The organism is Terrilactibacillus laevilacticus (assembly GCF_006517395.1).
Lineage (GTDB): Bacteria > Bacillota > Bacilli > Bacillales > Sporolactobacillaceae > Terrilactibacillus > Terrilactibacillus laevilacticus.
Window position 1 is genome coordinate 12,242 of record NZ_VDCY01000015.1, and the last position, 25,891, is coordinate 38,132.

Annotated in this window: 18 protein-coding genes and 1 pseudogene; 6 read left to right on the forward strand and 13 right to left on the reverse strand. The window is 36.5% G+C overall.

Annotated features, from left to right (window positions below):
• Positions 1 to 194 precede the first annotated feature (194 nt).
• Positions 195 to 932 (reverse strand): tRNA pseudouridine(38-40) synthase TruA, encoded by a 738-nt coding sequence (gene truA, locus FG390_RS13275; RefSeq protein ID WP_141191524.1) that lies wholly within the window; start codon positions 930 to 932, stop codon positions 195 to 197.
• 287 nt (positions 933 to 1,219) lie between these two features.
• Between truA and FG390_RS13280 the strand changes: the two genes are divergently transcribed.
• On the forward strand, positions 1,220 to 1,840 hold the full coding sequence (locus FG390_RS13280) for a DUF2238 domain-containing protein (RefSeq protein ID WP_141191525.1): 621 nt from the start codon (positions 1,220 to 1,222) through the stop codon (positions 1,838 to 1,840).
• A 412-nt stretch (positions 1,841 to 2,252) separates the two neighbouring features.
• Entirely contained in the window at positions 2,253 to 3,767 is a 1,515-nt protein-coding gene (locus tag FG390_RS13285) for a DHA2 family efflux MFS transporter permease subunit (protein WP_141191526.1), read from the forward strand.
• 462 nt (positions 3,768 to 4,229) lie between these two features.
• On the opposite strand, the gene FG390_RS13290 is transcribed toward FG390_RS13285, so the two are convergent.
• Positions 4,230 to 5,621 carry a glycoside-pentoside-hexuronide (GPH):cation symporter gene (locus FG390_RS13290; RefSeq protein ID WP_141191527.1) on the reverse strand — a complete coding sequence of 464 codons (1,392 nt, stop codon included), beginning with the start codon at positions 5,619 to 5,621 and terminating at the stop codon, positions 4,230 to 4,232.
• Between the two features lie 87 nt (positions 5,622 to 5,708).
• A complete protein-coding gene (locus tag FG390_RS13295) occupies positions 5,709 to 7,394 on the reverse strand; it encodes a glycoside hydrolase family 13 protein (protein WP_141191552.1) in 1,686 nt (561 codons plus the stop codon).
• A gap of 324 nt (positions 7,395 to 7,718) precedes the next feature.
• Between FG390_RS13295 and FG390_RS13300 the strand changes: the two genes are divergently transcribed.
• A complete protein-coding gene (locus FG390_RS13300; RefSeq protein ID WP_141191528.1) occupies positions 7,719 to 8,723 on the forward strand; it encodes a LacI family DNA-binding transcriptional regulator in 1,005 nt (334 codons plus the stop codon).
• Between the two features lie 136 nt (positions 8,724 to 8,859).
• Here the strand turns inward: FG390_RS13300 and cysI are convergent, their stop codons facing one another.
• From cysI to FG390_RS13345, 9 genes and pseudogenes are all read right to left on the reverse strand, one after another.
• On the reverse strand, positions 8,860 to 10,581 hold the full coding sequence (cysI, locus tag FG390_RS13305) for an assimilatory sulfite reductase (NADPH) hemoprotein subunit (protein WP_141191529.1): 1,722 nt from the start codon (positions 10,579 to 10,581) through the stop codon (positions 8,860 to 8,862).
• A 37-nt stretch (positions 10,582 to 10,618) separates the two neighbouring features.
• Positions 10,619 to 12,466 carry an assimilatory sulfite reductase (NADPH) flavoprotein subunit gene (locus tag FG390_RS13310; protein ID WP_141191530.1) on the reverse strand — a complete coding sequence of 616 codons (1,848 nt, stop codon included), beginning with the start codon at positions 12,464 to 12,466 and terminating at the stop codon, positions 10,619 to 10,621.
• Positions 12,467 to 13,082: 616 nt separating this feature from the next.
• On the reverse strand, positions 13,083 to 13,970 hold the full coding sequence (locus FG390_RS13315; RefSeq protein ID WP_141191531.1) for a DUF1189 domain-containing protein: 888 nt from the start codon (positions 13,968 to 13,970) through the stop codon (positions 13,083 to 13,085).
• A 62-nt stretch (positions 13,971 to 14,032) separates the two neighbouring features.
• A complete protein-coding gene (locus FG390_RS13320; RefSeq protein WP_141191532.1) occupies positions 14,033 to 14,884 on the reverse strand; it encodes a sugar ABC transporter permease in 852 nt (283 codons plus the stop codon).
• Between the two features lies 1 nt (position 14,885).
• Positions 14,886 to 16,193: a carbohydrate ABC transporter permease gene (locus tag FG390_RS13325; RefSeq protein ID WP_141191533.1), complete on the reverse strand. Its 1,308-nt coding sequence runs from the start codon at positions 16,191 to 16,193 to the stop codon at positions 14,886 to 14,888.
• Between the two features lie 29 nt (positions 16,194 to 16,222).
• Positions 16,223 to 17,478: pseudogene (locus FG390_RS13330) on the reverse strand (extracellular solute-binding protein).
• 96 nt (positions 17,479 to 17,574) lie between these two features.
• Positions 17,575 to 19,368 (reverse strand): glycoside hydrolase family 13 protein, encoded by a 1,794-nt coding sequence (locus tag FG390_RS13335; RefSeq protein ID WP_141191534.1) that lies wholly within the window; start codon positions 19,366 to 19,368, stop codon positions 17,575 to 17,577.
• A 72-nt stretch (positions 19,369 to 19,440) separates the two neighbouring features.
• On the reverse strand, positions 19,441 to 20,394 hold the full coding sequence (locus FG390_RS13340) for a LacI family DNA-binding transcriptional regulator (RefSeq protein WP_141191553.1): 954 nt from the start codon (positions 20,392 to 20,394) through the stop codon (positions 19,441 to 19,443).
• Positions 20,395 to 20,838: 444 nt separating this feature from the next.
• Positions 20,839 to 21,486 (reverse strand): SDR family oxidoreductase, encoded by a 648-nt coding sequence (locus FG390_RS13345; protein WP_141191535.1) that lies wholly within the window; start codon positions 21,484 to 21,486, stop codon positions 20,839 to 20,841.
• Between the two features lie 172 nt (positions 21,487 to 21,658).
• Between FG390_RS13345 and FG390_RS13350 the strand changes: the two genes are divergently transcribed.
• The 3 genes from FG390_RS13350 to FG390_RS13360 all read left to right on the forward strand — a co-directional run bounded on the left by FG390_RS13350 (position 21,659) and on the right by FG390_RS13360 (position 22,990).
• Positions 21,659 to 22,051 carry an SLAP domain-containing protein gene (locus FG390_RS13350; RefSeq protein ID WP_141191536.1) on the forward strand — a complete coding sequence of 131 codons (393 nt, stop codon included), beginning with the start codon at positions 21,659 to 21,661 and terminating at the stop codon, positions 22,049 to 22,051.
• A gap of 46 nt (positions 22,052 to 22,097) precedes the next feature.
• Positions 22,098 to 22,376: a hypothetical protein gene (locus FG390_RS13355; RefSeq protein WP_141191537.1), complete on the forward strand. Its 279-nt coding sequence runs from the start codon at positions 22,098 to 22,100 to the stop codon at positions 22,374 to 22,376.
• Positions 22,377 to 22,498: 122 nt separating this feature from the next.
• Complete coding sequence (locus FG390_RS13360; protein ID WP_141191538.1) at positions 22,499 to 22,990, forward strand: hypothetical protein; 492 nt, start codon at positions 22,499 to 22,501, stop codon at positions 22,988 to 22,990.
• Positions 22,991 to 23,283: 293 nt separating this feature from the next.
• Here FG390_RS13360 and FG390_RS13365 read toward each other — a convergent pair whose 3' ends face one another.
• On the reverse strand, positions 23,284 to 25,692 hold the full coding sequence (locus tag FG390_RS13365) for a glycogen/starch/alpha-glucan phosphorylase (RefSeq protein ID WP_141191539.1): 2,409 nt from the start codon (positions 25,690 to 25,692) through the stop codon (positions 23,284 to 23,286).
• Positions 25,693 to 25,891: the final 199 nt, after the last annotated feature.

Genomic DNA, 25,891 nt, shown 5'->3' on the forward strand with positions numbered 1-25,891 from the left:
TTGTCATATCCCTTTCCATTCTCAGGTCCTTTAATTTTAGAATCATTAAATTTTCTTTTTTTAGCTCCTTCCTTAAAAGACCCCTCCATGTAGGTCCCGCTGGCCTTGATCCAAGACAAAACGAAGTAGCTCAATAGCTAAACAAACAACAAAGAATGATCGTTATGAAAAGAAAATATATTAAAACAAATCACTTATACATCGATCTTTTCCAAATAGAGTCCACATGCATCCGCTAATCGACCCGTTTGGTTCCTTTCTTTTGATTCTATAATGCCAGGTATATTTTCGGGATCAATATTCCCAAGACCAACTTCAATTAACGTACCGACCATCTTTCTAACCATATTATAAAGAAACCCATTTCCTCTTACCCTAATGTAAATGAAACCTTCTTTTTCTTCTATTTCTAAGGCATTGATCGAACGCACTTTAGTTTTTTTCTTTGATTTAGCATTTGAATAAGCCGTAAAATCATGCTCACCAATAAAATATTGGCCTGCTTTTATCATTTTATCAACGTCAAGTTTGTTTTCAATATGCATACTGTACTTTCGCATAAATGGATGGGAGTAATCCTTATTCCATATTTTATATAGATACGTTTTATCCTTAGCATGATAACGGGCATGAAAACGATCAGGAACTTTTATAACCTCAATAACACTAATATCTTGAGGTAAATACCGATTGAGATAGGCTCTGATCTTGGATTCTGTTAATTTTTTATTGAGTTTAACGTTCGCCATTTGGGCAAGTGCATGGACCCCTGCATCCGTCCTACTACTCCCAATAATCTCAACTTTTTCACCTTCTAATTCAGATAAAACTTGTTCTATTTTTTCTTGAATGGTGTTCTCGCCATTTCCTAGGCGTTGCCATCCTTTATAACGTCCACCGTCGTATTGAATGGTTAATTTATAATTAGTCATTGTATTCTCCTTAATAGCGTCTTATTAAAGCACAAATTATTATTTAAGCTCATTTTCGTCATTAAAATAATTTTACCCTAAATTTAATTTTGAGTGTTCAAGGTGTGTTTGTCAAAACAAGCCTAGTTATTGTTTACTCCTACGCCTTATCTTAAGCTATTAACCATGACCATTTTGTTTGCTAACGGCTCTTTAGAGGTATATGTGTTTGTAAATGATTTGCTATTGACTCTTAAGTCAAGATTTAGTTTTTCAACACAGCTAATACCAAACTTGAGGTGAAGACTTTGAATCGAAAATTAGTCATCTTTCTTAGTTCTATGTATGTCTTATTTATGGCCTATTTAACGATCTATTTTTTAATAATTGGCATACCCTTTAAATCATTGGTTGCTCTTAGCGGCATTCTTTGTGGAGGAATACCTCTTATTGTTGCTATTTTTACAAAGTTTCAATTAAATTTATCTATCATCGTTTCCTATTTGATTTTCTTAATAGGGTCCCAATATTTTGGTTCGATTAAAGGATGGTTTGGACAAGGTTCATGGGACACTTTGATTCATTTTATTAGTGGTCCTGTCCTTGCATTTGTAGGTAGAGCATTAAACAAACGATTACTACATCAAGAAGAAAGCGACATCATTTCACCTTGGTTCGTTTTTCTCTCGACTCTCTCTATCGTCGCTTTAGGAGGAGTGATATGGGAAATTTATGAGTTTTGTGTTGATTATTTATTTGGTACCGACATGCAAATGGGAGGAAATTTAGATACAATGACCGATTTAATCGCTGAGACAGTCGGAGGATCAATCATTTCCATTTGGGCTGGTGTTAAAACAAAAATAAGAAACAGCACTCTTTTATCAATTAAAAATCACCATGCTTCTAGGAATAATGTTAATTATTAATTTAACTTCTTTCTCTGGTAAATAATCTTTTTCTAAATGCTAAAAAGCAACCAGAATGTCATCGATCACATGGGAATTTCAAAAGAGCAAACATAAAAAATGTTCATTTATAAAGCAAAATAAAATCAATTCTAGACTTTAAGGATTTATTACCCTATCCTATTGAACACGAGTAGAAACAGTCAAAACATAAAACAAATATATGCAAACCTATTGACAGTAGACAATAAATCACATAACATATGTAAGTCATCGAATAATTTGTATACTAACTAATTATATATAGAATTTTTACTTATGGACTTCTCCCGCTATGATTAGGCGGGATTTTTATGTGTACATGATCCATTTCTACGGTAATAAAAAGATATACATCTATTTTTCACTACATGATAAGGAGGTTTCCACACTAATGGATAAACATCAAACTATTGGTTTTAAAGCTTATAATAGACGCACCATCTTTGGTATTATGATGGCTGGGGCTGTCGTGGCATTTCTTAATCAGACTTTAATTAATGTGGCCTTACCACAAATGATGAATTCTCTTCATATCACAGCTGATGTTGCCAACTGGTTAACCACGATCTTTATGCTCGTTAACGGTATTGTTATTCCTATTACAGCTTTCTTAATGGCTCGTTTTTCGACAAGACAACTTTATCTCTCATCCATTGGACTTTTTACTTTGGGAACGTTAATTTGCGGGATTGCCCCGAGTTTTTCTGTTATATTACTTGGACGTGTGATTCAAGCGATCGGTGCAGGGATCCTATTTCCACTAATTACAAACGTTATTTTTACCCTTTACCCCTCTAATCGACGAGGTTTTGCCATGGGAATATTTGGCGTGGCGATGAACTTTGCACCAGCTATTGGACCTACATTGTCAGGATGGGTCGTCGAGCATCATTCTTGGAGAGTTCTATTCTTCATTATTTTTCCATTCGCACTTCTTAATTTTATACTTTCAATCAAAATGGTTAAAAATGTTTCAGAAGTAAGGCGTTCAAAGCTAGACGTCCTAGGCGTCATTTTATCAACGATAGGCTTTGGCGGCATCTTGTATGGTTTTGCTGAAGCAGGTTCGATGGGATGGACAAATCGACTCGTTTTAACAATGTTCGTTATTGGTGTATTAAGTTTAACTTTATTTGTATGGCGCCAACTAGCAGTTAAGAATCCTATATTAGAATTTCGTATTTTTCGCTATAAAATTTTCACTTTGACGACCATTATAAACGTCACCATTACGATGGCCATGTTTTCTGGTATGATTTTAATGCCGATCTATATGCAAAATGCTAGAGGATTTTCTCCAGTATATTCTGGATTAATGCTACTCCCTGGTGGCATCGTTATGGGTATCATGTCACCGATCACAGGAAAATTATTTGATCGTTTTGGAGCTAAATGGTTAGCTGTATCTGGTTTAGCTATGACAATTGTGACAACCTATTTATTAACTAAACTCACTTTAGATACAACCTTCACTTATGTTGTTTTAGTTTATACAGCTAGGATGTTAGGAATGTCTTTGATCATGATGCCGATCTTTACCGCTGGTTTGAATGAGTTATCTTTAGAGTTAAATCGATTTGGAACGGCTATGGTCAATGCGCTCAGAATGGTCGCAGGTGCTGTTGGAATGGCCTTCTTTGTTTCTATTATGACGAAGAGTGCAGCATCACATGTTAAACAAATTATCTTAGATAATCAGATTAACCCAACAGATAAAATACACATGGCCATCGTAACAAGACAAGCAACCGTTATAGGAATCAATGAAGCTTTCTTGATTGCTACAGGATTAACCATTGTTGCCTTTTTCCTCGCCTTCTTCATTAATCGGACATCTCCAGAAACAAATGAAGAAGTTAATAAGGAAGAAGTTAATGAAGAAATACTCTTAGAAAAAAGAGGATAAATAGAATTGAAGCCAATAGTCCGAAATTGGATTATTGGCTTTTTTCACACTTTAAGTTACTTGCCCGTCCTGGGCGTCGGAAGGCTAAGAGCGGCGCTGTTTTGAGGACCGGCATTCCTCGCGTTGTGGTAGCTTCAGGCGCCAGCCACAGGACGCGAGCGTTTTTTATAGCGATCCGCTTGTATCCGCTACATGAGGACCGGAAAAACAAGCGGGCGCCGAGGATTCGTGGCTTATCATTTGGTGACTTTTTGAACAACCTTTAAGAAAGAAAAATTAAGATATAAAGCAACTAGGCATCTGTCTACGTCTTACAGGCTAGCAATTGGCAAGTTTTCTTATTAATACATTGATTATAAAAAGCCTGATAAAAAGGAGTATAATATTGAAGTCCATTAAGCCTGGATGATTACATTTATCTCATTTAATGAGATATCTAGACTCTTGGATTATTCAACTCTGTTAACTATTGAAATCTCTCACATCCTGCAACTCTTTCACGATATCTGAATACTGTTGATCTAATTTGTAGAACCATAGTATCGCAATTTGAATAACACAAAAGGCGACAGGTAGATAAATAAACATGAATTGAATGGAAAAGTTGGCTAAAGCGCTTACCGTTGTTTGTCCACCAACGTATCCACCAATGGCTAAGCCCCACCCAACAAGAGCAATTCCTAGACCACTTCCAGCTTTGGTTCCGAAGCTGCCCGCACTGTAAACAAGCCCTTCCGTACGGACACCGCTTCTCCATTCACCATATTCGACCGTATCCGCTAGCATGGCAAAAACAGTTCCCATAATAGCTGCCGTACCGAGCGCCTTAATGATTAGGCCTGCCATAACGATCACCAAATTATGTGGCTGAATGGCAATTATCAATGAACCTACAATCATGATGACGCTCCCTACTAAAGCAGAATTACGTTTCCCAATATATTTTATGACAAAAGCTAAAACACAGAAACCGGCCAATTGTGGCAGCAATGTAGCCATACCAAGCATACCAACAAGATTTTTATCATTCAAAATATATTGCGCATAATAAACATTTATCCCGCTTCCAAGTGCATTATTGGCAAAGAACGCAACAGCAAATACAACCATTAATGCCCAATACTTATTTCGGAATAACGCTTTTAATCCTCGTTTAAGTGGAACATCCTTTTTAACAACAGATGGTTTAACACGTTCTTTAGTTGAAGCAAACGTGACAAAGAATAGAATCATACCAAGAATTCCATAAATCGAGATAGTGATGATCCATCCTTTTTTACCATCACCGAAAGCGCTTACTAAAGGAAGTGTCGAAAATGTAACTAACAAGGCTCCCACATTGGCCAATACCATACGAAAAATATTGAGAACAGACCTTTGATAAGCATCTTGAGTAATCAATGAATTGATGACACCATATGGAACATTGATCGCCGAGTAAATAAAATTCATGAGAAGATATGTCACATACACATAAATTAACGTGATCACCGCACTTGTTGTTGGAACTGTAAACAAGATAACGCCAGAAATTGAAAATGGAACGGCCATCCAAATGAGCCAAGGACGTGCCTTACCATGCCTGCTTTTAGTTTTATCGATAAGAACGCCAACACCGATATCCACAAATGCATCAAGGACACGAGCGACTAACATTAATGTTCCTACTACGCCGGCAGCGATACCAATTGTATCCGTATAGTAGAATGTTAAGAATGTCGTAACCGTACAAAAAAGTAATTGACTGGCAAAGTCTCCAAAACCATAACCTATTTTCTCTTTTAACTTAATTTCTTGAACTGTTGAGACATTAGTGGAGCTTGAGATCGTTTGCTTACTCGTATTTGTAATCATGAATCATTCTCCTCGCTCTTCATATTCAGATGATGATTGATAAATTTTGAGAACTTTTATACATTAACAGTTCTTGCTAAATGAATTTCAATTTGTTAATTTGTATACACGTGCTTCGTAAGGATGCAATGCAAACATGTTCAATTCTTCATTTGAACTTACTTTTTTATTAGCAATCAGCAAACTTTGATTTGTGTAACTCAAATCCTTTGGCAAAACAAAATCAGCTGGTTTCTCTGAAAAATTGAGAATAACTAATATGGCTTCTTTCTCCAAAGATCTCATGTAAGCATAGATTTGATCGTCATCCTCAAGAATTAGACGGTAATCACCATATACAAAAACTTCATGTTCCTTTCTAAGTTGAATTAATTTTTTATAGTAATGAAAAATAGAGTCCTTTTCATTTAATGATTTATCTACATTAATCTCCTTGTAATTTGGATTGACCGAAATCCATGGTGTTCCGTCGGTAAATCCAGCATTAAACTGATCATTCCATTGCATCGGCGTCCGAGCATTATCTCGACCTTTGGCGTAAATATACTCCCAGGCTTTTTGGATGGATTCGTTTCCCTTTTCTTCGTTCTCATGATAGAGGTTTAGGCTTTCTACATCTCTATAATCGTCTATAGATTCAAATCGGACGTTCGTCATTCCAATTTCCTGGCCTTGATAAATATAAGGAGTGCCCTGCAGCGTCATAAGGAATGTAGCCAGCATTTTGGCTGATTCCTGATAATATTTTTTGTCATCTCCAAATCTAGAAACCGAACGTGGCTGATCATGATTTTCTAAATAGTTCGCGTTCCAACCTTTTTCATGTAAACCCACTTGCCATCTTGTCATGACTTTTTTGAGATCTTTAAGCTGCCATGGCACAACATCCCATTTGCCGTTAGGTCCACTATCCAGTCCCATGTGTTCGAAATGAAAGATCATATTAAACTTTCCCTCTGTCTCATCTACATACAATAATGATCCCTCCGGATTGACTCCATCCGCTTCCCCTACGGTCATTATGTCATACTTATCAAACACCTTCTCTTTCAACTCTGAGAGGAAGTTCTGAATCCCCGGTTGGTTTCGGTGACAATCCCATGCGGGGACATAACGAGCCCCTAACAAATTAGGTGCATCTGGTAGTCCCTCTTTCTTTTTAATGAACGTGATAGCATCAATACGAAATCCGTCAATTCCCTTGTTCAACCACCATGTGATCATATTATATAGTGCCTCACGAACTTCTGGATTTTCCCAATTTAAATCTGGTTGTTTCTTTGAGAATAAGTGTAAGTAATATTCATCTGTGAGTTCATCATATTGCCAAGCAGATCCTAGAAAAATAGACTCCCAGTTATTAGGCTCTTTTCCGTCTTTTCCTGGACGCCAATAATACCAATCTCTTTTCGAGTTATCTTTAGAGGAACGCGACTCAATAAACCAAGGATGCTCATCAGAAGTATGATTTGGCACAAGATCCATAATGAGTTTAATGTCTCTCTGGTGAATTTCTTTCAAAAGTTGCTCCCAATCTTCCATTGTTCCGAATACATCCATGATTCCTGTATAATCACTAATATCATAGCCATTATCATCGTTCGGAGATGAATAGACTGGGCAGATCCAGATCACATTAGCACCAAGATCTTTAATGTAATCCAGCTTGGAGATGATTCCTTGTAAATCTCCAATGCCATCCTTGTTACTATCTTTAAAACTTCTAGGATAGATTTGGTAAACGACACTCTCTTTCCACCACTGCTTTTGCATCATTCTACTCCTTTTCCAAAGTTCCATGAATTTTATTAAAATTTTAAGTAAGCGCTTTCCTGTTTGTATTAAAAAAATATAAGTAAAAAAATAAAAATCGTTTTACTTATTAGATACTACTTATAGAAATTATATGAAATATGACATATAAAAATGTGTTTTAGATCAAATCTAGGAAAACGCTTTCCTTAATTTAAATTATAGGATTTTTTTGATTATTGTCAAGTGATATATACACGACAAATATGATAAAATAAAGATAATGATAACGTTTTCATAAAAAGGACTATAGCCTTAAATCGAATGAAAGATGGGTGAACTGATGTGAAAATTACCATAAAAGATATTGCTCGTATGGCTGGCGTTTCCATCGCTACGGTTTCCAGAGTGATCAACAATAGTAAACCCGTCAATGAGGATGTCCGGATGAGGGTTCTAAAAGCTATGGAACAAACTAATTTTCTTCCAAATGCAATGGCAAGAAACCTTGCCAAGAATAAATCTTACTTACTTGGCGTCATGATTCCAGACGTGAAAAACACCGTTCTAGATGACTTAATTAACGGCATTAATCATGTGTCTGAATTATACGGTTATAATACGATGTTAAGTTTAACTTCCGGAATGCTTGAAAATGAACTCCACTATTTCAAAAAGTTCCGCGAAATACAAGCAGACGGTATTATTTTAGCTAGTGAATACCTTAAAGAAGACCTTGTTGAGAATATTAAACAAACCAATATTCCCTGCATTTTGGTTGGCAGAGATCGTTCAGATACCATTCCTTCTGTTCATATAGATAATATAACAGCTGCCTATGAAGCGGTGACCTATCTTATTCAACAAGGGCATCGGAAAATTGGCATGCTACGTTTGCGAAATGAAGATATCGCTTCAGGATATCAACGTTATCAAGGCTATGCCAAAGCATTGACCGAGGCGGGTATAACCATTAATAGAGATTGGGTCATAGAATGCGGGGTCTCTGTTGAAGATGGAATGATAGCGATGCGTAGGATATGTGCGGCAACCGATATACCAACTGCAATATTTTGTGCCACGGATCGTATAGCTATCGGCGCTATGAATTATTTATTTGAAAGAGGATTAAGTGTACCGAGCGATGTTTCCATTTACGGCTTCGATGGCATTGACATGTCATCCATTATTCGTCCAAAGTTATCAACGGTGAAATACTCCGCCAGAGAAATTGGAATGACTGCGGCACGTAATCTAATTAAATTAATTAAAGGTGAAACAATGACTCCCCGTCATTGGGTTCTTCCGCATTATTTAGAAAACCGAGAAAGTGTCAGGTTATTAAAATAAGAAACACGCATCTATTGATCATCTCATTGTTATAATCTATTTTTTAAATAGGCTGCCCGATTTGATCCATTCCTCTATGTAAAGGAAAATATTAAAAAATCGAGAGCCATTGCCCTCGATTTTTTTGTTTGCTCGCTTATGCTTTTGATGGAATATCGTGAAAATCAAGACCGGATTTAACTTCTTTTACATATCCTGCCCGGATCACATAATCACCAAAATGCTCATGTTCTTGTCTTTCTTTCGCATATTCAAAAAGAATTGGTTTGAGTGCTGCAATAATTTCATCTTCTCCGATATTTTCACGATATAACTTATTCAAACGATCTCCAGTAAAACTTGCACCTAAATACATATTATATTTTCCTGGTCCTTTACCCATAAAACCAATTTCAGCAAGAGCAGGTCTTGCACAGCCATTCGGGCAACCTGTCATACGGATCGTGATTTCTTCTTCTCTTAACCCTGCTTCATCTAGTATAAGTTCCAATTTATCGATTAGAGATGGAAGATAACGCTCAGACTCAGCCATCGCGAGTCCACAAGTTGGGAGGGCTACGCACGCCATGGAATTCCGCCGTAAAGCCGAATTATGTTTTCCGTCAGTGAGTCCATATTTTTTAACTAGTTCGTTAATAATCGGTTTCATTTTCTGAGTTACGTTGCCAATAATTAAATTTTGGTTTGGCGTCATCCGAAAATCACCCGTGTGAACTTTCGCAATCTCTCTTAACCCTGTTTTAAGCTTATAATCTTGAGTATCTACAACTCGGCCATTCTGGATAAATAAAGTCAAATGCCATTTGCCATTACCTTTGACCCAACCATAGTGGTCACCATTACGATCAAAATGGTAAGGACGTGCCTCTTCTAGATTCCACCCTAATCGATGATTTAGCTCGTTCAAGACCCATTCTTTTCCTAATCGATCAACGGTATATTTGAAACGGGCATTCTTTCTATTGGAACGATTACCATAATCACGTTGGATCGTAAGAACTTTTTCGGCAACGTCAACAATCTTCTCAGTCGGAATGAACCCGATAAGCTTACCAACTTGTGGATAGGTACTCGTATTACCATGAGTACTTCCCATACCGCCTCCGATCGTGACATTGAATCCAACAAGTTTTTCATTTTCTAATATCGCAATGAAGCCAAGGTCTTGTGAAAAGACATCAATATCATTTGATGGTGGAACAGCAATACCAATTTTAAACTTCCTTGGTAAATAGAAATCGCCGTAAAGTGGTTCTACTTCCTCACGACTATCAACCACTTTTTCTTCATCCAACCAGATTTCGTGGTAGGCTTTGGTCTTCGGTAGGAGATGGTCACTGACCTTATTCGCCCATTCATAGACCTCAGCATGAACAGCCGATTGGTCTGGATTGACGTTACACATCACGTTCCTATTGACATCACCGCAAGCGGCTATTGTATCCAAAAGAGAATGATTGATCTCCTGCAACGTTTTCTTCAAATTCCATTTTAGTATCCCATGCAATTGGAAGGTTTGTCTAGTCGTTAATTTAAGCGTTCCATTTCCATAAGTTTCACTCAATTTATCCATAGTCAAATACTGCTCCGGAGTAGCAACTCCACCAGGCAAACGAACACGAATCAAAAATTGATAGGCGGGCTCCAGCTTTTGCTTTTTTCGTTCATTTCGAATGTCTCTGTCATCTTGCAAATAAGTTCCATGGAATTTTAAAATCTTGGTTTCTTCATCAGGAATAGAAGCTGTAATTGGATCGGCAAAACTCTCAATCAATTTACCACGAAGGTGGTGACTTTCTTCTTTGATTCGTTCCATATCATCGGGTGGTCCTGCTTCGTAAGGAAATCTTTGTGTCATTCTATGAAACTCCTTTCGTTATGAGTCAAATAGTCTCTTAATAAACATCACGTTGGTATCGTTTCTCTTTACGCATCGACGCTAGATAGTCATCAGCTTCCTCTGGGCTTTTGTTGCCTTCTTTTTCAATGATGGTTAAAAGTGCTTGGTGAACGTCCTTCGCCATATGCTTCTCATCACCACATACATATACATGGGCTCCTTTTTCTAGCCATTGATATAAGTCTTTACTCTTCTCTAACATGCGATGCTGTACATAGACCTTCTCAGCCGTGTCACGAGAAAAAGCAATATCCAACCTAGATAGAACACCATCCTTAAGCCATTTCTGCCATTCAATTTGATAAAGGAAGTCAGTGACAAAATGTTGATCACCAAAAAATAGCCATGACTCACCTGCTGTCCCTAGCGCTTCACGTTCTTGTAAGAAAGCACGATATGGTGCGACGCCAGTTCCAGCTCCAATCATAATAACAGGGGAATTTGGATTCTCCGGAAGTCTAAAGTTATCATTTTTTTGAACGTAAACGGATAACCGATCACCTGTTTTGACTTGTTCAGCTATTTGTCCTGAACAAACGCCTTTCCGATCACGACCATGCGCATGATAGCTCACTTTTCCAATCGTAAGATGCACTTCATCCGGATTAGCCTTTAAACTACTTGCAATTGAGTATAATCGTGCCGGAAGTTTTCGTAGAATTTTGATAAAATCAGCTGCTGATGCCTTCCATGGACCAAAGTCTTGAATTAAATCAAGAAGATCACGTCCATCCGCATAAGCCGTGATGTCTTCTCTATTATTAGATTCAACTAATTGTTTAAGTTCTTCATTATCTGATAACTCAGCGGCTTTTTCTAATAATGGCTTCGTCAAAGTCGTTATATCAAAATAGGTAGATAGCGCTTCACGAATCGAAAGGATATCCCCTTGTTTATTTAATGTAATAGATTCATCTGGATTCCATCCTAGCCTCTCTATGATTGCATTGACAATCGCTGGATCATTTTCAGGAAGAATTCCGAGGCTATCTCCTGGCTCAAATGTTAAATTTGATCCTTCTAAGTCTAATTCCAAATGGTGAGTTTCCTTATTCGAACCACGTCCATTTAAATTGATATTTTCTAAGACTTCAGCTTTAAATGGGTTCGTTTTTGAATAATTCGATGAATCAGTTATCGATTGTTCTTGACCTTGGATACCCTCAATTAAGGTAGATTTTGCTTGATCTTCTTTAAGCTTTTCTAAAACGCCTTCAAACCATTCTGCAGCTGGCTCTTCATAGTCTAGATCACAATCAACTCGAGGATAAAGTCTTTCTCCTCCTAATTCCTCTAAACGTTTATCAAAGTCTTTACCTGCTTGGCAGAAGAATTCATAGGATGCGTCCCCTAGTGAAAGAACAGAAAAACGTACCCCCTCTAGCTTTGGAGCCCTTTTGCCATGGAGAAATTCATGGAAAGATAACGCATTATCTGGTGGATCACCATCACCATGCGTACTTGTCACGATGAGTAAATCTTGGACATTTTTGATCGATTTTGGTTTAAAATCTTCCATTGAGGAAAGATTGACGTTAAAATTTTGATCTTCAAGTTTTTGTGAAAAAACCTCTGCAAGTCCTTTGGAATTCCCTGTATCCGTTCCAAATAGAATGGTAATGTCACGAGTTTTCACTTGATTTGCCGTTTGAACAGATACCTCATTCTCTAAACCACTTTGCTCTAGAGTTGTGGTCGCTGCCACTTCTTCAAATCCATGCTGATTGGCAGATAAATACCCGCTTAGCCAAATTTTTTGATAACTTGACAATGAAGGTAACAAACGGTTTAAGAGTTCTACTTGTTCTTTACTAAAAGGGCTGTTCGTTTCTTGTAATTGCATTCACTCCACCTCACTAAGAACTTCTGTTTTTTTGATGGCTAAATCTAGGGTGTTATTTTATGTTCTTTTTATAAATTCACAGAATATATATTTTTAGTCACTTTAGTATGTATACATACTCTGCCTTATTGAATATAATGTTCCTAATAGACTTTCCCCTTTTTTATGCAAATTTATTTAGGATACATCCTATTCGATACCCTTAAACACCCATCTCTCGGTAATCAAATTAGTTTAGTCGGATTTATCATTAAAAAATGTTCCCTCTTTTTTAATGAATTGGATATCCTTGAATAAATAAGAGGTATTAATTCTATTGGTTAACTTTGATTTATTGTAAGTTATATTAATAAAAATATCAAGGTATTTTTAAAATTTCTAAAAATATTTTCGATTAATAAAAACATAAGACTATGAAACCGTTATTTGGGTTAATATATACAAAACACCATTTTGAAAAAGGATTGACCAAAATGGTGTGACTCTTTTTAGCTAAGTCTGAGATTTTGTAAAAAGGTTTTCATAATTATTCCTCAAAATGGTTAAGCCAACCCATCCAATAGTTTTTTCCATCTACAGCCCATACTTCCCTTCGAGTAAAAAAACCCGACTTGGTTCATTTCATCTCATCTCCTACTACCTTTAAATGCTGTTTTTTTTCAAATTGCTCGTTTTGAAAATGTGTTTTCCAGAACACCAATGTGATCATTATAACAAGTCCAAAAGACTGGATTAATATCATTGTACCTAAATTAAATGAAAACAAGGATATTAGGAGTGCTGTAATAGTTGGACATCCAGCACACATAAAAACCACTGTCACCGCTTCCTTAAAGGTGTGTATATCGGTTGTTTTTGTGAATTTAGTTATCCACAAAATGAAAGACAACATTCCCATAAGGATAAGATTACTGATCATTAAACCAACAAAACAAATTAATGTCATGACGCCAAGATAATCTTGTTTATACTGATTGACCCATAGTTCAGAAATAAGGACTTTCATGTTGCTCTTATCACCACTAAAAGTTAAAATACGGTGTTTGGGATAACTAACAGTAAACCCAAACCCATTTTGATCACTAATCACCACTTGATTCGTCTGAAAAACAAGGGAATTTTTAAATCCATGTATAGAGTGGTGATAATCGTAACCAGATACCTTCCATTTGCTCGATGGGTCGATAGCTAGTAAATTTCTCCCATTCTTTTGCTTATATTCAAAGAAAGGCGATAAATTTCCATTTTTAATTGTATGCCCCTTCATTTGTTCGGCAAAATCAGAGTTAATCGTCTTGTTTACCGATGGGGCTATGACCGAGAAGGGTACGGTTTTCATTTTAGAAAGTTGTAGGGTTAGAGGCATCATGAGGCACCCAGTGATGAAAATAAATATAAACGCCAATTTCCACCAGCTGAGATGACGTCTTACAGCAAAAATCCGTTTTGGACTCCACATAAATACAAGATAATTAGTTGGAAATCGATTCAGATTTGTCCCCATTCTTTTCACCTCCCGAATCTTACTGTTTTTGGTTCTTACCTTTTACGATTTTGACAGGCATATTAACCTTTTGTGCCACCAGCGGTTAATCCGCTTTTGAAATAACGTTGTAAGAATAGAAATAAAATCACAATTGGTATCGAGATAAGGAATGAGCCTGCAGCAAACATGGACACATTCTGATTAGTTGGATTTGCAATAAATTGTTGTAGCCCTACAGCGACAGTCATATTTTCTGGTGAGCGCAATAGGAAAGCAGCTAATAAATAATCACCGAAAGGACCCATGAATGCCCATAACGCTTGAACGGCGATCATTGGCATCGCTAAAGGAAGGTTAATCTGGCATAGTATTCTCAGATGTCCTGCACCATCGATTCTAGCTGATTCATCTAAATCTCGTGGGATCGTATCAAAATAACCCTTCATTAACCATGTATTCATTGGGATACCACCACCGACATATACCATCGTCAAATACCAATACTGATCAAGGCCATTAATAATTAAGCCAAGAACAAAAAACGCAGTTAATGCAGCCATGGTAGGTACCATTTGAATAATTAAAAAGAAGATCAAACCATTTTTTCGACCTTTGAACCGATAACGGCTATAAGTGTAGCCCGCCAATGTCACTATGATCACCTGAATGACCATGGTTAAAATCACAATCAACATTGTATTTTTAAACCACGTTAGATAAAGTGATTGAGTAAAGAGTTGATGAAAATTATCTAACGTCCACTTCATGTGCGTATCCAGTGCGAATGCAGCCAAATTACTTACATTAAAAGCTGACTGAACCGTAATTAATAAAGGATACAAAATGATCACACTTAGAACAATTAAAAATAAATAGGTAAAGAACCGATTGAAGAACTTATTTATTTTTTGATTTATTATAAAATGTTTCATTTCACATCATCTCCTCATGGTTAAAGGCATGTGTTTTTTTGAAGGTGATGAGTGAGATACTAATAACGATAATAGAAATAACAATGGTTATAGCAGATGCTATCGCATATTGTGGTGAGGTTCCGGTTGTTAATTTGTAAATCCAAGAAATCAATATATCTGTAGATCCTGCCCCACCACCAACATCACCAGGACCACCTGAGTTAAACAAATAAATAATTGAAAAATTATTAAAATTGAAGGTATACTGTGTAATGAACACAGGTGCCGTTGCAAACAAAATCATTGGTAGCGTTATCTTAGTGAATTTCTGTAAAAAGTTGGCGCCATCTATATTTGCAGCTTCGTATAAATCATCAGGTATCGATTGCAGAACACCCGTAACCATAACAAAAACATAGGGAAAGCCTAACCACGTTTGTATCATTAACAAAGCCGTTTTAGTCCAGAATGGATCTGTCTTCCATGGTATATCTGAAATATGAACAAATGGCAGATAATTAACTAATGTAAGAACTTGTTGATTAATTGCACCAATACTGTCGTTAAACATATTTGAGAAACTCATAATAGTTACAAAAGCTGGTATAGCCCAAGGAAGTAGAAAGATGATACGAAAAATCCTTTTTCCAACAATAAACTTTTGATTCGTAACAACAGCTGTTATAATGCCAAGCGCAATTTGACCAGTTGTAGCTAAGATTGTCCAGATAATCGTCCATCCAAGAACGGTGACAAAGGTAGCACGATAGGAACTCAGAAAGAACATATTAGTAAAATTTTTCAATCCGACCCAATCGATTAGTTTAGTAGGTGGAATATGATAGAAATCGTAATTAGTGAATGCCATAAAAAGAGTGACGAGAACTGGAAACACAATGACAAACAACATAATAAAATATGCCGGAAAGGTTAATAAATAAGGAAAACCACGTTCCCATACATTTTTTAGCATTGAGGAAACACTGTAATTGACCGAACCAAAAAGATTCTGTTGTTTCGCAACCTGTCTTGCATCACTGATACTAAGCAAGACCACCATAAGAAATACAAAGGTGATGATGAGTTGCAATGTTCCTTTAACTAGTAAAAAAAGGGAATGGTCCCGGATCGGAACTGTTCCCAATGTGAAGAAACCTTGAAAAGCAGGTACCCCAACAGTGACAAGCTCAATAAGGAAAATAGCGGTGATAAGGAGAAATAAAAGTCCTTTCAATATTTGCCCATTGTAGATTTGTCCAAAGCCGGGAATGAGGGACAACAAACCTGCTTTTCGGACATCTTTCTTCTTACTTTGGTGATTGTTCATGTTGTTCCCCCTCCTTTTTCAATCTTTCTTTATTTGTCTTTATATTTTTGTTTAATAGTTTTGTGGAGCGATGAAACAGCATCATTAAGGGCCTGCTTAGGTGATTTTTTCCCAGAAGCAGCATTGAACATGGCTGGTTCCATCGTGGTCCAAATCTCAGCCATTTCAGGAATAGAAGGCATTGGTATTGATGACTCATATTGTGTTATAACGGCTTGTGATAGCTGGTCATCTGATTTATTAACTTTATCCTGAGCCTTAGAATTAATCGGAATCTCGCTAGTTTCTTTATAAAATTCATATGAATTTTCTGCATTAGTAACATAAGATAACCATTTTTAGCAATTCCTGGATTTTTTGTGTAAGCAGAGGCTACCCAAGCTTTCCCACCAGCAAACGGCTTGTATTCATTCCCATTTGGCAGAGTAGGAATTTTTGCCACACCATAGTTAATTTTTGATTTTTTGTAGGTCGCTGCTTGCCATGGCCCGTCGATGACAGCACCTGCTTTTCCTTTTACAAATTGATCGGTTACGAAATTGCCTGCAGATTTAACATCTTGCATGCCTTTTGGCCATACATTTTTGAACCAATTAACAGCATAAGTGACTGCCTCTACTGATCCTTCATTATTGAGGCCGATATCTTTTGGATCCGTGTTATTTTTTCCAAAAACATAACCACCATAACCAGCATATAAACCATATCCAAAGTAGAAGTCGGTCCATTTTGCTAGGAAGCCAGTATTTTTACCTGATTCAGTCTTAAAGGCAAACTGTTTGTCTTTTGCAAGTGCTTCCAAATCTTTAAATGTTGTAGGTTTTTTTTTAACTAAATCTTTGTTGTAGAACATCACAAGAGCTTCAATTGTAAGAGGAACACCGTAATATTTCTTTCCAACCTGAACTTGTCGTTGACCTTTTTCATTGAGGAAGCTTAGCATACTTTTATCAACAGCCAATAATTGTCCTTGTTGACCAAGTGCACCGACCCTATCGTACGGAGCCAACATGACATCCGGAGCTTTACCTGCTGGCCCATCTAAAGTAAGCGTTGTCAATTGATCGAACATTGGTTTCTTCACAACTTTCACTGTGACGTTGTTCTCTTTTTCAAACTTGCCTTTAACACTATTAACGAACTCCGCATATGCCTTATTAGAAGAATCAACTGAAACAACCAAGGTATTCTTGCCATTCTTACTATCACCAGCGCCACATGCGGCAAGCATCATAACTAAACCAAACATAACTAGAACTGATATTGTTTTTTTGATGAATTTCATTTTTTTCCCTCCCTGTCATACAAGAATATTATAAATCCATAATGCAAGCGCTTTCAATTGGTATTTTCATGTTACCGATAACAAATTTAACAATAATCATTTTGATGCAAGTACAACAAATTGCTTTGCCGGTACAGTCACACTAGATGATTTAACTGATGTTTCGTTCCATGCATTAACATAGGATATTCCGTTTTTATTTATAGGAACCTCCTCATCGAATTCCCCCTGATTAAAATAAAAAACGAGTGACTGTTGGCCTAGATTTCTACTGAAAGTTAAGATTCTAGTTTGATTATCCACCAAGATCCATTTCAAACGTCCATTTGAAAGAATCTGTTGATACTTTTTTCGGAGAGCAATAAGTTTTTTTGTGAAAAGAAACATGTCTTCATCTTGTTTTTTCTTATCCCAAATCATGCATTTACGGCAAAGTGGATCATTGTCTCCATCAAGTCCAATTTCAGTACCATAGTAAATACAGGGTGAACCCGATTGTGCAAATAAGAATGCTAATGCCTGTTTTACTTTTTTCTTATTACCCTTAGCCCTCGTCAAGATGCGTGCTGTATCATGACTATCGAGTAAATTAAAGGTGACTTCGTTGACATTTTGCATGTACTTCATAAAATGTTGATTTAAATTACTGACTAATTCCATCGCATTTATTTTGTCCTCAATAAAGAAATCAATGATTGCTTGAGTGAGTGGGTAATTCATGACACTGTGAAATTCATCACCTTGCAACCAATTCCAAGCATCATGCCATATTTCCCCTACAATATAGACATCATTTTTTTCTTTAAGTACAGCATGGTGAAACTTCTTCCAAAAAGCATGGTCAACTTCATTAGCCACATCTAGGCGCCAGCCATCAATATCAAATTCTCTAATCCAGTAAGTTGCAATATCAAGCAAGTAATTTTGTACCTCTTGATTCGCAGTATTTAATTTCGGCATTTTAGGTGTAAAAGCAAAGGTATCAAAAGATAATGTTGTCTTACCTTCAATATTTCCATTAGTTCCTTCTGTAACTGGGAATGAATGGATATGAAACCACTCCTTATATGGAGATTTTTCTTCATTCTTGACAACATCTTGCCATTGTTTCGATTGGCTTCCGATGTGGTTAAATACCGCGTCTAACATAATCCGGATACCTCTCTTATGCGATTCTTGGACAAGTTTTCGGAATGTTTCTTTATCCCCGAAATGTGGATCAATGGAATAATAATTCAATGTATCATATTTATGGTTTGTGGGAGCTTCAAAAATCGGATTTAAATAAATCCCATTAACTCCAAGATCTTTTAAATAATCAAGATGATTTATTATCCCTTGTAAATCTCCACCAAAGAAATCTTCCGTACCTGGGTTTTTGCTTCCCCAAGGTAAAACATTTTTAGGTGAAATGGACGGGTTTCCATTGTCAAAACGTTCGGGAAAAATTTGATACCAAACCGTTGACTTGACCCATTCAGGTGCTTTAAATAAATCTACTTCATGGAGAAAAGGAAATTTAAAAAAGTAATCTGGGGATATTAATGTTTTTTTTTCCAACTTAGAAAATCCACGCTCTCCATAAAAAGCGGACTCACCCTCTGATGATATAAGTACAAATCCGTATTGCAAGCGACGAAATGCGGGTTTTGTTTCAATAAACCAGTAATCGTGAAGATTGGTTTGAGCAACTTTTATCATGTATTTACGCTGAGAGATCCATTTATACTTATTTTCCTCATTCTTTACAAAGTTAAAGGGATCCCCATAAATAAATGAAACAGACTGAATATCATCTTTCTTGGTCCGTATTTTAATATGCATCGTATCCTTGTCATATGGATAAGCATAAGCACTGCATGGTTGGTGATAAACCGCCGATTTTTCCATTCTTTTTCCCTCCATTTTAATAAATCTAATGTTAGTGGTAGCAAGTTGATTAAAATGATATGTCTCTTCTATTTATTTAATGGTTGATTCACGAATAATTAATTCAGGCTGGAAGATGCGATTACCAAGTCTTTCACCATCTAAATCTATTTTCTGAAGGAGCATGTCAGCCAACGCCTCTCCCATTTCCATCACGGGCTGGCGTACCGTCGTCAGCTTAGGACTCGAAATTTGATCGAGAAATACACCATCGAAGCCTGTGATCGCTACTTGTTGTGGGATTAAAAGACCTAAGGCTTGAGCTGCTCTAACAACCCCTATAGCTAGTCGATCGGATGCACAGACAAAAGCTATTCTTTCTTCATCCTTTTCTAATTGTTTCGTAGCTTTAGCTTGGGATACATGTGAACTATTTTTCATCATAAACAAATGAGAATTTAAATTATGTTTTTCTATCATCTTCTGATAACCTTTAATCCTTGTTTGCATAAAAGGTTCATCAAGATCAATACCAAAGAATAAGATTTCATTATAGCCAAGGTCAATAACATGCTGAGTAGCCATTTGTATCCCTTTTTCATTATCCACGTCAACAAAATCATAACCCTTATCATTATGCCCAAATAAAACAACAGGTGGTTCCAATTGTTCTATGATGTTTTCATAATCTTCTATTCTCATTCCTGTTGCAATCACACCATCGCATGGCCCTATTTCATGTGAGTTTCTCGTGACTAACTGTAAAGCATAATGATACTTATCAAGTCCGACAGCAATTCCGGTCAATAAATTCATATAGTACGGTTCAGTTGTATCCATCTCTTCAAGTATTAAAAGCTTAATTACTTGTGTCCGTTTTTGTACTAAAGCTCGTGCAGTAAAATTGGGTACATAATTTAAATCCTTCATTGCTTTGTAAACCAATTCACGTAATTCTGGTGAGACTTTATCCGGATGGTTTATTACTCTAGAGACGGTCATTTTAGAAACAACCGCTTTTTTGGCTACATCAGAAAGTGTCACCATCATCATTCCTCGCCTTCTTTTCCATTTTTTTATGTTTCATCTTTTATAAGCGCTTACAAAAGTATATTGCTTCGAAAAAACACATGCCAATGATCATCTATATTCCTATATAAATAATATTATGTAATGATAGCCAATCATGCATTTTTTTGGGTGATTCTTGTTTATTACGTACAATTTTTCTCATCACCTGTTAAGTAGTTTTAAAATGGAAGAACTTGTATAGTCATGATCAACAACGTTAAACTACTTACTTCTATAATTTTTTTGATACTAATCCTAGATTCATGATTATTTCATTTATGCTTAAACCAATGATCCGGAGTATTGATTGTCAGCGAAGATAAGTTAACATAATGTTTTTCTTTATTAAAACAAAAATCCTTTGCCTATTTTAAAGTAAAGGATCTTTGTTTTAGTAGTAAAAATATAATGCAACTTATTTTAGTAAAAGGATTTTAGCGCTTCAGTTATGCGTGTTTCCCCCGATGTTAAATCAAACGAACGTCTAAAGGTATGTTCTTCATCAAGAGCTGCCACTATAACACTCGCTACATCTTCACGCGGTATGTAACCTCGTTCTAAATTCTCTGATATTGTGACCTTTCCACTGCCAGGTTCATCCACCAATCCACCTGGTCTAACAATGGTGTAATTTAAAGAGCTTGCCACTAAAATTTTATCTGCATAGTGTTTGGCTACATAATAAGGTTTAATTGACTCATTCCAATTCTCTCGGTTATGAGCTTGAATCGCACTAACCATGATGAAACGGTTCACTCCCGCCTGTTCAGCCGCTTCAATCGTTTTGGCTGCGCCATCTAAATCGACTAATAATGTTTTATCTGAACCAGTTGCTCCTCCTGAACCTGCCGTAAAAATAATGGCATCACTGCCCGTCATAGCCTCAGCAATCGTATGAACCGTTCCTTCAAGATTTGCTACTCTGGCTTCTACACCTAAGTCTTTATATTTTAATGCCTGCTCTTCTGATCGAACCATGGCATACACCTTATGTTGATCACTTTTACTTAATAAAGAGACAATCTGTTTACCAATTTGCCCATTGGCACCAACGACAAAAACTCTCATTTTAAAAAACCCCCTCACTTCACATTATTATTTCAAAGTCTATGACTCAATTCAAATCATCTACTAAAACCTTTGCCGTACTAGTTATTATTTCCGTGTATATGTAAAAAAGAATACAAGCTATGCTAAAATGATTGTATGAACTGTTTCAATTATTAACGGAGGTGAAAACATGCAACAGCTTCTCTTTGAATCCTCTTGGGATAAAACCATTTCTATGAAAGATCGTAAAATCATACATGAAACATTTTTAAAAACAAAGACTGGCGATCATAACATCCATTTTGTCCCACTATGGCAAGCGTTAAACCATAAAGAAAACTTATTAGTCACTGTACTTATACATAATTTTAGCGATGAACTTCTGTCCTTTAATCATACAACGATAAAATATTTTGAAGACAGAAAGCAAATGGCTAAGTATGTATTTCATTTACCAGCACTTGTTGTTGAAGCGGAAACGAGTATGCCATGGACATTTATTTTTCCTAAAGAAACTATTAGTGAGAATGCGAAGTTGGATGATGGCTATTTGGGGATGTCAGTAGATTTAAATCAATCGTAAACAGTTGTTAGTAATACCATTCTAATTTAATAACGAAGGTTGTGATATGACTTTGCAGAATCAAAATAAATTACCATGGTACTTAAAAGATAAACCCTTCTTTTTCCTTGCTTTATTATTACCTGTCATTAGTTATATCATCATTGTGTGCAACAGAAAAAAACTGAGACACCAAAAAAGCATTGAATATTTAACCTTGTCTACCATAACCACATCAATATGGTTATTAAAATTCTTACCTGAAACCGTTAATACATTTGTATGGGCTATTATTGCTTCGTCATTGATTGGACATTCCGTAGTTGGAATTTTTATAAAAAAATAAGGCGGATAAACAACTCTGAGGCAGGCTCAGATGAATTAAGGGTTGTTCCATGAACAACAACAAAATTAAGCCTCATGCATAATCTATAGAGATAGTAGCCTATTCCATGATGGAGGAAATGCATGATGAGATTCTTGAATTTTAGCGGTGTGGTAACCATGATAAGTGATTTTCCAATAACGACAAATGATGAAGGTTCTGGTTGTTATAAAATGGTGTCCGTCGATAATGGATACGGAAATATTGTTAATTTTATAGTAAGTCCAACAACTTACTTTGTTAACCACGAGATGATCAAACCAGGGGATACAATCACTGGATTCTATGATGGTGATGCGCCTGTTTCACTCATTTATCCTCCCCAATATCAAGCCATTGTGATCACGAAGAATCGCCCTTACCAAAATGTCAAGGTAGACTTTTTCGATTCACAGTTGGTGAGTCGCGACGGTCAACTAAAGTTAAACCTCTCTCCTTCTACCCAGATTTTATTAGTCAATGGGCAAGCCTTTACAAAAAATCCCGCCAACCGAAATCTCATTGTCACTTATGGCCCCACTAGCAGAAGTATCCCACCACAAACGACACCGTATAAAATCATCGTGATCTGTTAGAATTTTTAACCTAAAAAGAGAACACTCAATCAGAAAACGTAACGATTGAGTGTTTTTCTTTGTTTTATCCCGCATTAACGGCTAGAAAAGCCCCCACCTCAAGGTCGTAAGTGTATGCGAAAATTTCTAGGTGGGGGATAACTGCCCGTAAAGGTCCGATTGGTTCAGGCTAACAATCAGTGGGGGATGACGCAGGCTAAAAACGCGACGTCCTGTCGCAACGCCTGCACTAGCACATCCTGTGCGTCGAAAAACACCCACTGATTGAAGTTTCTAGATGCCTTGAACTTGAATTAATCATGTGTTGATTTAGCTGACACATCCCATATTTCCCTCGCATATTGTAAGACGGTATAGTCAGATGAAAAAACTCCTGCCCCGGCTATATTTAACAAAGCCATTTTTTGCCACCTCAAGGTATCTCGATAAATCTGATCGACTTTTTCTTGAGCAAGTCGATAATCTTCAAAATCTCTTAGAACAAAAAATTCATCGCCATATTTAACGAGTGAGTCAAAGATATCTTGGCCCTCTATTTCAACGCCTGGGATCGTCCCATCAATGAGGGCATTCAAAACACGATGAAGGATCGGATTATGGATATAATAGTCATAAGCATGATAGGACCCATCATGATAATATTGATAAACTTCTTTGTCTGTTAAACCAAAAATGATAATATTGTCCGATCCAACTTGATCACGTATCTCGATATTTGCGCCATCTAGTGTTGCGACTGTCACGGCTCCATTCAGCATTAATTTCATGTTGCCTGTTCCAGAAGCTTCTTTCGATGCTAATGAAATTTGTTCGCTGACATCGGCCGCTGGAATGATACGCTCTGCTAATGACACGCTATAGTTTTCAACAAAGACAATTTTTATTTTATCCCCAATATGATGGTCATGATTGATCATGTAAGCGACTGAATTAATCAATTTGATTATTTGTTTAGCGTACGTATAGCTTGGTGCCGCCTTTGCTCCAAAGATAAATACTCTAGGATAAATATCAGTGTTCGGATTTTCCTTTAATTTAAAATATAAGCTTAGAATATGCAGAAGATTAAGTAGTTGTCTTTTATAGGCATGCAGTCTTTTTACTTGAACATCAAATATCGCATCAGGATTGAGTGTTAGATTCATCGTCCTCTTGACATAATCCGCAAAACGTTGTTTGTTTAATTTCTTTATTTGGGCCAATTTGATTAATGTTTCCTCATCATCCTGATAAGCTTTTAACTTAGTTAAATCGGTTGGATTGACTTCCCAATTAGATCCAATTTTACAATCAATAAATTGACGCAATGGTTCATTCGAGAGTAATAACCATCTTCTATGTGTAATGCCATTTGTTTTATTGTTAAATTTGGAAGGAAAAATGAGATAAAAATCATGTAATACTTTTTCTTTAAGTATATCGGTATGCAGTTTTGCGACACCGTTAATACTATGACTCCCTATGATGGCCAAATGGGCCATTTTGACATGTCCGCCTTCAATAATCCGCGTCCGTTCAATCATATGATGATCGTATCGAGATCTCATATCTGCAGCATATCTGTGATCGATCTCACAAATAATCTGATGGATCCGAGGCAATAACGTACTCATCATGTCAATTGGCCATTTTTCAAGCGCTTCAGACATAATGGTGTGGTTGGTGTAACTCAATACTTTGATGGTAAGGTCCCACGCACTCTCCCAATCCATTCCTTCATCATCAAGCAAAATTCGCATAAGTTCTGGTACACACAATGCTGGATGTGTGTCATTAATATGAATAGCGACTTCCTCTGAAAGATGACTGATCGGTAAATTCTTTTTCTTAAATCGACGAATGATACTTTGAATTCCCGCTGATACAAAAAAATATTCTTGTTTCAGTCGTAACAATCGACCATCATAATACGAATCATCTGGATAGAGAACTTCTGAAATATTTTCAATTCGGCTTTGTTGCTTTAGAAAGGAACCATATTCATGACTATCATCGAGTGGATGCATCTCTGCAGACCATAGTCTGAGTGTATTCACAGTCTGTTCATTATAACCAATAATTGGCGTATCATATGGTACAGCTAAAACGGCTTCTTCATTTTCATAATGCGGGACAATCCTTCCAGATGAATTATCCAACCACACGTTGCCATAAAATCGAACGGTTACGGCCTTATTAAGTCGTCTAACTTCCCATATATTTCCGTTTCTCAACCAATGTTCAGGTATTTCAACTTGGTAACCGTTCACAAATTTTTGCTTGAATAAGCCATATTTATATCGTATACCATTACCATGACCAGGGATTGCACATGTCGCCATGGAATCCAAAAAGCAAGCTGCTAGACGTCCGAGTCCCCCGTTTCCGAGGCCTGGATCCACTTCGAATTCAATTAAGTTTTCAAGATGGATTCCAAATTCTTGTAGGCCTTTTTGTACCACATCAAGGATATCCAAATTTAGCAAATTGCTTTTTAACATACGGCCGAGTAAGAACTCCATAGAAAAGTAATAAATCTGCTTTTCACCTTTTTCTAGATAAGATTCATTTGTATTCTTCCAGTCATTTGAAGCGTACGTACGAATCAAATTGCCTAGTGTAAAATATTGTTCGGAGATATCTGAATCTTTTATATCTAATGAATAAAGCTCAGTTAATAAACGCTTATAGTCTTCTTTAAATTTATCCTTTGTCAGTTTCATCACTGTACCCTCCATAAGTGGCCCGTCGTACTTCTTATTCATCTATCCATCTTTACAGAACTTAATTTAGAGGTCTGACTTTAGATATTGTTACTAACAAGCTAAATTCATTGATGGATCAGTGACCACAATCATTATATTTAGCAATCTAGGCTGTTATACAATAATAGTTTATTAACCGGTGAAATTCAATAAAAAC

Coding starts and splice junctions, on each gene's coding strand:
- truA (WP_141191524.1), bottom strand. CDS start 932: ATGACTAATTATAAATTAACCATTCAATACGACGGTGGACGTTATAAA.
- FG390_RS13285 (WP_141191526.1), top strand. CDS start 2,253: ATGGATAAACATCAAACTATTGGTTTTAAAGCTTATAATAGACGCACC.
- FG390_RS13290 (WP_141191527.1), bottom strand. CDS start 5,621: ATGATTACAAATACGAGTAAGCAAACGATCTCAAGCTCCACTAATGTC.
- FG390_RS13295 (WP_141191552.1), bottom strand. CDS start 7,394: ATGCAAAAGCAGTGGTGGAAAGAGAGTGTCGTTTACCAAATCTATCCT.
- cysI (WP_141191529.1), bottom strand. CDS start 10,581: ATGACACAAAGATTTCCTTACGAAGCAGGACCACCCGATGATATGGAA.
- FG390_RS13310 (WP_141191530.1), bottom strand. CDS start 12,466: ATGCAATTACAAGAAACGAACAGCCCTTTTAGTAAAGAACAAGTAGAA.
- FG390_RS13315 (WP_141191531.1), bottom strand. CDS start 13,970: ATGGGGACAAATCTGAATCGATTTCCAACTAATTATCTTGTATTTATG.
- FG390_RS13320 (WP_141191532.1), bottom strand. CDS start 14,884: ATGAAACATTTTATAATAAATCAAAAAATAAATAAGTTCTTCAATCGG.
- FG390_RS13325 (WP_141191533.1), bottom strand. CDS start 16,193: ATGAACAATCACCAAAGTAAGAAGAAAGATGTCCGAAAAGCAGGTTTG.
- FG390_RS13335 (WP_141191534.1), bottom strand. CDS start 19,368: ATGGAAAAATCGGCGGTTTATCACCAACCATGCAGTGCTTATGCTTAT.
- FG390_RS13340 (WP_141191553.1), bottom strand. CDS start 20,394: ATGGTGACACTTTCTGATGTAGCCAAAAAAGCGGTTGTTTCTAAAATG.
- FG390_RS13345 (WP_141191535.1), bottom strand. CDS start 21,486: ATGAGAGTTTTTGTCGTTGGTGCCAATGGGCAAATTGGTAAACAGATT.
- FG390_RS13350 (WP_141191536.1), top strand. CDS start 21,659: ATGCAACAGCTTCTCTTTGAATCCTCTTGGGATAAAACCATTTCTATG.
- FG390_RS13355 (WP_141191537.1), top strand. CDS start 22,098: ATGACTTTGCAGAATCAAAATAAATTACCATGGTACTTAAAAGATAAA.
- FG390_RS13360 (WP_141191538.1), top strand. CDS start 22,499: ATGATGAGATTCTTGAATTTTAGCGGTGTGGTAACCATGATAAGTGAT.
- FG390_RS13365 (WP_141191539.1), bottom strand. CDS start 25,692: ATGAAACTGACAAAGGATAAATTTAAAGAAGACTATAAGCGTTTATTA.